The 7,886-nt window shown below is 48.6% G+C and carries 7 protein-coding genes; 2 read left to right on the top strand and 5 right to left on the bottom strand.

Going from position 1 to position 7,886, the window contains the following annotated elements; all coding sequences use genetic code 11:
* Positions 1–24: 24 nt before the first annotated feature.
* Positions 25–582, bottom strand: a complete 558-nt coding sequence (locus ACOJS8_RS20300; RefSeq protein ID WP_420150379.1) for an L-threonylcarbamoyladenylate synthase — start codon at positions 580–582, stop codon at positions 25–27.
* A 139-nt stretch (positions 583–721) separates the two neighbouring features.
* On the opposite strand from ACOJS8_RS20300, the gene ACOJS8_RS20295 reads away from it, so the two are divergent.
* Positions 722–1,843 carry an AI-2E family transporter gene (locus ACOJS8_RS20295; protein ID WP_420150378.1) on the top strand — a complete coding sequence of 374 codons (1,122 nt, stop codon included), beginning with the start codon at positions 722–724 and terminating at the stop codon, positions 1,841–1,843.
* A 49-nt stretch (positions 1,844–1,892) separates the two neighbouring features.
* Here ACOJS8_RS20295 and ACOJS8_RS20290 read toward each other — a convergent pair whose 3' ends face one another.
* Positions 1,893–2,600, bottom strand: a complete 708-nt coding sequence (locus ACOJS8_RS20290; protein WP_420150377.1) for a LytR/AlgR family response regulator transcription factor — start codon at positions 2,598–2,600, stop codon at positions 1,893–1,895.
* Positions 2,597–3,739: a sensor histidine kinase gene (locus ACOJS8_RS20285; protein WP_420150376.1), complete on the bottom strand. Its 1,143-nt coding sequence runs from the start codon at positions 3,737–3,739 to the stop codon at positions 2,597–2,599. Before ACOJS8_RS20285 ends, ACOJS8_RS20290 begins: the two co-directional genes overlap by 4 nt.
* A gap of 333 nt (positions 3,740–4,072) precedes the next feature.
* On the opposite strand from ACOJS8_RS20285, the gene bshB1 reads away from it, so the two are divergent.
* A complete protein-coding gene (gene bshB1 / locus ACOJS8_RS20280) occupies positions 4,073–4,792 on the top strand; it encodes a bacillithiol biosynthesis deacetylase BshB1 (protein ID WP_420150375.1) in 720 nt (239 codons plus the stop codon).
* On the opposite strand, the gene ACOJS8_RS20275 is transcribed toward bshB1, so the two are convergent.
* Both ACOJS8_RS20275 and ACOJS8_RS20270 read right to left on the bottom strand, forming a co-directional pair.
* Positions 4,775–5,170 carry a hypothetical protein gene (locus ACOJS8_RS20275; RefSeq protein ID WP_420150374.1) on the bottom strand — a complete coding sequence of 132 codons (396 nt, stop codon included), beginning with the start codon at positions 5,168–5,170 and terminating at the stop codon, positions 4,775–4,777. The genes bshB1 and ACOJS8_RS20275 overlap by 18 nt on opposite strands.
* A 156-nt stretch (positions 5,171–5,326) precedes the next feature.
* Positions 5,327–7,886, bottom strand: a 2,560-nt coding sequence (locus ACOJS8_RS20270; RefSeq protein WP_420150373.1) for a two-component regulator propeller domain-containing protein, incomplete at its 5' end; no start/stop codon positions are given.

Raw genomic sequence — 7,886 nt, 5'->3', positions numbered from 1 at the left:
TACTAACGATTCCTGACGGACGGCTTATTTTCTAATAAAACTCACTTCACCATTTGCCTGCAGACGCATGATGCGGGATCGTTTCGGCATTCCTGGAAGCACCCCAAATCGATCCACAACAAGGGCTTCAGCCACTGGCGGCAACGCTAAAGCCTCGAACGGAACGGCTAACAAGCCGCGTCCAAAGCTGCCGATTAACTGCTGTATATCAACATTCAAAACCCGGCGAACGGCTACCCCATCGACCATCGAACCTCCGTCCGACGTAGCAACTGGTTGCAGAAATACTGTTGACAGATTTTTGCCCTGATCATAAACAACTGTCAGCGGATTTTCAGCAAAATCGACCAGATCGTAGGCTACGTCGGGCATTTTCACTACGTATAGCGTTAGCTGGTCAGCATTTTTAATAAGCACAGTGGGCTGTAATTCGGCAGGCATAACAGCCGTTAAAGTAAGCAGCTGCGCAACGGCCGCATCGTTAACAGGATCGGCGGCCACCGACCAGCCGGTTTCGTCGGCGAGGGCAATAAGCTGCCCCTGCCGAAGTTTATAAGCGATATCGCGGATACTTGACGTCATGAGTATATAAACTGCAAAAATACGGCAAGTTTACCGAAAGCCAGTCTTAACCGTGAAGATGTCAGCAGAAAGGCGGGCATAAACAAAATCAAAGCAGCAAAGTTGAGTACGCGACTACCCCCTATTAAATTCTACTTTTATGGCTTCTGAGTATACACGCCCTCACTATCACCAATTTTCGCACACACTGCTTGGGCTTGCCATCCTTGCAGCAGCCATCTATCTGGGTCAGGGCATTCTGGTGCCACTGGCCATGTCGGGGCTGATCGCCGTGTTACTACGTCCGGTCGAGAATCGGCTAATTCGGCTAGGTATGCATAAAGTAGTTGCCATTAGTCTGTCTTTGCTGCTGGCGATCATCCTTTTTGCTGGCATGACGGTGTTGCTATCAATGCAACTGGCGGATTTCACGGACGATGTGCCTAAAATCAAACAGAATCTCAACGATTTTTTTGGCAGGATTCAAATCTGGGTCAAGCGTGAATACAATATTAGTTACTACCAGCAGGAGAAGTACATTGAGAAAGCCAAAGCTCAAACGATCGACACGTTGCAGGACCCCAGTACGTTGGGTATAATTACAGGCCCACTCGGTACGCTTACGCTGGTGCCTATTTACATTTTTCTGCTGCTTTACTACCGCACCATGCTTTTGCATTTTATTGTTGTTCTGTTTGCCGAAAAATATGCCGATCGCGTGCGCGAAGTGATGAGCGAGGTGAAGGGGGTTATCCAGAGCTATATGGTTGGTTTACTGATCGAAACAGCGGCTGTCGCGGCCCTCAACTCTGTTGGTTTACTAATTTTAAACGTTCAGTATGCGCTTCTGCTGGGCGTTATGGCCGCTATTCTTAACCTGATTCCGTACATCGGTGGATTAGTCGCTACGGTACTGGCGGTGCTGGTTACGTTCAGCAATAACCCGGAATTATCAGTGGTTATTGGCGTTGTCGCGATTTTTCTGGTCGTTCAGTTCATCGATAACAACATACTGGTTCCGCTCATTGTCGCGTCTAAGGTTCGGGTAAATGCGCTTGTATCTATCGTAGGCGTATTGGTGGGTGGCGCTTTGGCAGGCGTATCGGGTATGTTTCTGTCAATTCCGGCCATTGCTATTATGAAAGTCATTTTCGATCGTGTCGATAGCCTACGTCCGTGGGGCGTATTACTTGGCGATCAGACGCCCGAAGAAGCGGGCAGCAATCTGTTTCGCCTGCCCAGGCGTCGAAAAAAGGTTACCGTTATCGAAACGAATAGCTAGCAGAGGGCAATACTAAAGACTTAATACTAAAGACTTAATAATTAATACATTAAATAGGAAAACGCTTCTGAAAATCAGCGTCATAACTTGCTCCGATCGGTATTTCCTGACCGGCCACCAGCACAGTTTTGTTCTTAATGGCCTCAATCCGGCTTATCGGAACAATATAGGATCGGTGTACACGAATGAATCCTTCAGTCTTGTCGTCCGTTTCCTCCAGTTTTTGTAAGATCGTTTTCATGGTCATCCGCGTTACAACGGGTCGGCTATTCTGAATATGAATTTTCAGATAATCGTCGAGCCCTTCAATAAACAGAATATCCGCCAGCGAAATCTTGTACAACCGATAATCAGCTCGTATATAGACATACGTAGGCTTGATTTGCGTCGGCGCATGTAAAAATTGGTAGTAATCCGAAGCGCGATTGGCAGCCTGTAAAAACCGATCGAAAGTAAACGGCTTCAACAGATAATCAACCGCGTTCAGATTAAAACCTTCTACCGCATGTTCGGCATGAGCGGTTGTAAAAATGACCATCGCCTGGTGAGGTATGGATTTATAGAATTCAATGCCTGACATAGACGGCATATTGATGTCCAGAAATAACAGATCGACCGGAAACTGCTCAAGATACGTAAGGGCCTGATCAGTGCGGGAAAACGTTTTTTGCAGATCAATAAAATCAATCTGTTCGCAAAAGCGGGTAATCACACGTAGTGCAGGCGGTTCGTCGTCTAAAGCAATGGCTCGAATCATGAGAGGGTCAGGAATAAATCAACGGTAAAATCGTCGGCCCTGTCGCTGATGGCCAAACGATGCTGATTAGGGTACAACAAATTTAGCCGGGCTTTGGTGTTCGTCAGACCGATACCGCTTCCGGCCGTTTGAAGGTGCTGCGTTACGTGTACTTTCCTGTTGAAAACCCGTGTGTGCAACTCGTTTTCCTGAACCGAAATCTCAATGGTGATCACCGAATCTTCCTGCGGATTTACACCATATTTGAATGCATTCTCGATAAACGATATCAATATCAACGGGGCAATTGATTTGCCTTGTGCGTTGCCGGTGGTCGTAAACGTAAGTTGAACCGTATCAGCCAGACGCAGTTTCTGTAACGCTACGTAGTGCCCAATATAGCCCAGTTCTTTAGACAGCGAAACCCGTTCTTCCTGCGTTTCTTTCGTAATGTACCGCAAGAAAGAAGAGAGTTCAACAATCGCATCGGCGGTATGGACCGACTGTTCAATGGCCAGCGAGTAAATGCTATTGAGCGTATTGAACAGAAAATGGGGGTTGATCTGGGCTTTCAGATACGATAGCTCGGTCTGAATTTTTTCTCGTTCAGTTTCCCGGAGTCGATCGTTGATACGTAGCATCAGCGATAGCAGAAAGCTGAGCGCAAACAGGAAAAACGTCTGACTCGATTCAATCGGAAATCCTGCCTGTTCGGGATTTTCGCCGGGGGCAGGTCCTGGTGGCATTTGAGACTGTGAAGGACGCCCACCGGGCTGGGCAGGAGGAGGTACGGGCTTCCGAAAAAAAGAAGGAGGTGGTTCATTCGGGTGTTGTGGCGGGTTGTTCGTATAGCTGGCTGGTCCTACGCCCCGCTGATTGATTTCGACCAGCAGAAAATGAATAAGCAGAAACGATCCGATCACGCTAAGTGCGTACGGAATGTATTTTTTCTCAAAAAACAGCCGTGGAATCAGTCCGTAATAATTGACGTAGAAAAACCCAATCGTCAACAGGTACGATAACAGGTTTCGCTGTTCGTGCGGATTATAACTCAGTTCCGCCAGCTTCGAAAATCCACCGGACGTAAAGAAATAAGGCAATGCCAGGAAGGCCAGCCCGCCGACTATGTGAATGGCAATACGTAAGGATCGACTCTGCATAAGCTTCGCGCTAAACTTCCTGCAAGTTCAGTACTTTCGGGAAGTTCTCAGATGTACATACTGGCCTGTTTACCGACAAATCCTTTTTGTTTACCGCTAAAGTCTTTCGGAAGTGTGATCAATACGTAGTAATCACCTACAGAGACGTCTAATCGGGCATACATATGTAGCGTTAGTGGGTACTGACAGGTATTTTTCGGAGAGCTAACCCCTGCTAAATTCTGTTGAAAAAGAATCTCACCGGACAAATTCGGAACAAATCGGCTCCATGATTGATTAGAGATTTGTTAACCACGGCATTTTCGCTGGATCAGATGTTACCCTCTCAATTGCATGACTGCTGACGTACTGGCCATTGCGGCCCACCCTGATGATATTGAAATGACCTGCGCAGGAACAGTTCTCTCCCTGATTGCCCAGGGAAAAACTGTAGCCGGTATTGACCTGACCCGTGGCGAACTCGGCACCCGCGGCACGCCCGAAATCAGGGCGCAGGAAGCGGCAGAAGGTGCCCGCATTATGAAGTTAGTGGCCCGCGAAAACATGGGTTTCCGGGATGGTTTTTTTCGTAATGACGAAGAGCATCAACTGGCACTGATTCCGTTGATTCGGGAATATAAACCCCAGATTGTGCTGACCAACACACCCGACGATCGGCACCCTGATCACGGACGGGCCGCCCAGCTTGTGGTTGATGCCTGCTTTTATTCGGGGCTACGGCAAATAAAAACCGTTGGAAAAGACGGGCAGCCTCAGGAAGCGCACCGCCCTATCTATGTATATCATTTCATACAGGACCGGTCGCTGAAACCTGATTTTGTTGTGGACGTAACGCCTTACTGGAATCAGAAACTGGACGCCATAAAAGCCTACAAAAGTCAGTTTTTCGATCCGGAAAGCACTGAACCACAGAGCTATATTTCGGGCGAAGCGTTTATGAAATTTCTGGAATCGCGTACTCGCGAACACGGCCATATGATTGGCGTGGAGTTTGGCGAAGGATTTATCAGCAAACGGATGCTGGGTGTGAGCGATTTATTTTCGTTGATATAAGTCGGTTGGTGTATCTGCCTGCGCCTGGTCGAAGAAGCCATCCTTTATCATAAACGGTAAAGCGATGACGAGCCCGAGCAAAAACACCGACCAAACCGCAATCATGACCAGTTTGATGTGCTGACTAATCAACTGGACCATCGGTAGATTTGCGTTTCCGATTTTGTACTGAGACACCACAAAACCTTTCAGCGAAATAGGTACCAGCGACATGCCAAACAGGAAGAATAACGCAAACGCTACGTAGGGTCCAGCCTTTCGCCAGAACGGGCTGGCGACCCCGTTCAGAATCAGTATGTTACCAATAACACCGATCAGTACGAACGTAACGATAATACCCAGCAAAAGCCAGTAGTACGGTTTCAGATTAAGTTGCATAGTAGTTTCTCAGTTTGGTGCTGCTCCGGTTTGCAGTACGTTAGAGTAGCACAAAATTGAGAAAAGAACATCGCACTGAACAGCATGGGTTAACAACTGGAAACGTTGAGCAAACAATCGGTATACTCTAGCTTACAGTTAGTTGACCTATCAATTTTACTGATTGATGAACGGCATCTGAATCACAACCTGCGTTCCGGTTGGTTGCTGTTCATCATCGTATTTGTCGATAATCGTAACGCCAGCGGCCTGACCGCTACGTTGCCCAATCAACTGGAGTCGGTCTTCGGTCACGCGCAAACCAACACTCTGATGATTTGGCGACTGTTTTTTTAGCGTCTGCGCTCGTTCCCGACCCACGCCATTATCATCCACCGTACAGTTCAGGTGATCGGCCTTACACTCAATATTCACCTGAATGCGGCCTTTGCTTTGCTTATGAGCCATACCGTGCAGGATTGCGTTTTCAATGTAAGGCTGGATAATCATCGGCGGAATCTGCGTACGATCAAGGGTCAGCGCAGGATCAGTGGTCACCGAATAATCGAACATGTTATCGAAACGTAACTGCTCCAGTTCCAGGTACAGCGTCAGTTGCTCCAGCTCACTGGCCAGCGTCACCCACTCCTGGCGCGAGTTGTCCAGAATCAGCCGCATGAGTCGGGCAAATTTAACCAGGTATTTGTCGGCGTTATCGCTGTCGTTTTTCAGAACAAACAAGCGAATCGCATTCAGGGAATTATACAAAAAGTGCGGGTTCATCTGCGAACGTAACGCCTTCATTTCCGAAGCTGCAATCCGTTCGCGCAGCTCGCTACGTTCACGTTGTTGCCTGGCCAGTTGTTTTTCGCGCCAGCGCGCTACGTAGCCCGTTAGCCCCAGCAGTGCAAACAGCGTTATAATCCGAAACCACCAGGTTTGCCAGAAAGGCGCCAGAATTGTTATGGGTAATCGATAACCCGCTGTATTCCAGTGGCCATCGTTGTTGGCGGCAATGACATGCAGTACGTAGTCGCCGGGCGGTACGTTGGTATAGCTGGCGAAGGCCCGGTTACCATTCTGATTCCAGCGCTCCTCAAACCCTTCCAGTTGATAAGCATATTTGTTGTCAGCAGGGTTATCATAGCTCAACGCGGCCATCTCGAACGTAAATTGATTCTGCGTAGGCTGCAGGACGAATTCAGGAGAAACGGTCTGCGAATTTTTTAGTAACTCCTGCCCCTTTACCCGAAACGACGTCAGAAAGACGGGCGGTATGTATTGATTCTGGCGAATCCGATTCGGATAGGTATACACCAGGCCGCGCATGGCTCCAAAGTACAGACGTCCCGTCGAATCGCTAGCTACCGAAGACGACTCAAATTCTGACGGCGACGTACCATCTGTCTCGTCGAATACCGTAATCTTCAGCCGACGCGTATCGAGTGATGCCAATCCCTGACTAGTGCTGACCCAGAGCGTATCGCCAATTAATTTCAAGGCCGAAATATCATCATGCGGCAAACCATGCTCCGTTGTAAAAACCCGAAATTTGCCCGTTTTTTGATCGAGAAGTGCCAGGCCATTATCCGTACTTATCCATATTCTTCCTAACCGATCTTCGGTTATATCCGTTACCCCTTCGTCGGGTAAGCTCTGGGGATCGTCGGTATGCGCGTATTCGGCGAGCACGCGTAAATCAGGGCTAAATTTATAAACTGGACCCAAACCACCTACCCACAGATTCTGCTGACGGTCGAGGTACAGCATGTTATAGTTTTTCCCCGGCAATTTTCGAATCCGTTCGTTGTTAAGCTGGTGCGCAAAAAGTCCCGTTCCCGGATCGTAGATCGTCAGCTTTTCATTGGTGCCAATAAGAATTCTTCCATCGGGTGCCTTAAGCAACTCAAACACCTGATTTCCAACGATAGCGTTATCCAGCGTTTTTTTGTCCGTTGGCAATGCCATTGTATCGTCTGGTACCGACAAAACTGGCACATGCGTCATTTTACCGGATTTCGGGTCCAGCCAGTTCAGGCCGTCAATTGTGCCCACCCAGACCCGGTCGCGCTGATCAACCAACACCGAATACGTGTGGTCGTTGTCCAGGCTGTGTGGGTCTTTAGGATTGTGCCGATATACTCGATACGTCTTATTTTTAGGATCAATATAAACCAGTCCCTCACGCGTTGCCAGCCAGAGATTATTGCGTCGATCCACACTGATTGCCCCGACATCGAAACCCAGCGTAGTGACAGGCCGATAACTGACTTCGTCGAAGATCGAGCGAAATTTGCTGACAGTGGGGTTAAACCAGCAAACACCGGCATCGTCCGTAACAATCCAAACGACCCCAGCCCTATCTTCCATCAGCGCGCTAATTGAATTCGACGCCAGGCTTCGCGGGTTGTTATCGTTGTTGACGTAGTTAACAAACTGCCGGGTTACGGGGTCCTGATGAAAAAGTCCTGCTCCATTCACACCCACCCATAAGTCGCCGGTACGGGTGAACAGAAACGCCATAATGGCCTGATTTTGTCCTAGCTGGGGCATTGACTGAAAGTGGTACGTTCGGGGGTTCAGCCGGGCCGATTTTCCGGAATTAGTCCCGATCAGTATCTCGCCCGTTTTCGGATCTTTGGCCAGCGCCGTTACGTAATCATCCTGTAAGGATGCAGCATTCAGCGTATCGTGCTGAAACACGCGTATTCGCTTCGTGGGCATATCGTACACGAAC

Source organism: Spirosoma sp. (genome assembly GCF_048594605.1).
In the GTDB taxonomy this organism is placed as follows: domain Bacteria; phylum Bacteroidota; class Bacteroidia; order Cytophagales; family Spirosomataceae; genus Spirosoma.
The sequence above is the reverse complement of the archived record's forward strand: the minus strand, read 5'-3'. Positions and strand labels throughout refer to the sequence as shown.

Excerpts from the sequence above, each read along its gene's own strand:
- ACOJS8_RS20300 (WP_420150379.1), bottom strand. The coding sequence starts at position 582 with ATGACGTCAAGTATCCGCGATATCGCTTATAAACTTCGGCAGGGGCAG.
- ACOJS8_RS20295 (WP_420150378.1), top strand. The coding sequence starts at position 722 with ATGGCTTCTGAGTATACACGCCCTCACTATCACCAATTTTCGCACACA.
- ACOJS8_RS20290 (WP_420150377.1), bottom strand. The coding sequence starts at position 2,600 with ATGATTCGAGCCATTGCTTTAGACGACGAACCGCCTGCACTACGTGTG.
- ACOJS8_RS20285 (WP_420150376.1), bottom strand. The coding sequence starts at position 3,739 with ATGCAGAGTCGATCCTTACGTATTGCCATTCACATAGTCGGCGGGCTG.
- bshB1 (WP_420150375.1), top strand. The coding sequence starts at position 4,073 with ATGACTGCTGACGTACTGGCCATTGCGGCCCACCCTGATGATATTGAA.
- ACOJS8_RS20275 (WP_420150374.1), bottom strand. The coding sequence starts at position 5,170 with ATGCAACTTAATCTGAAACCGTACTACTGGCTTTTGCTGGGTATTATC.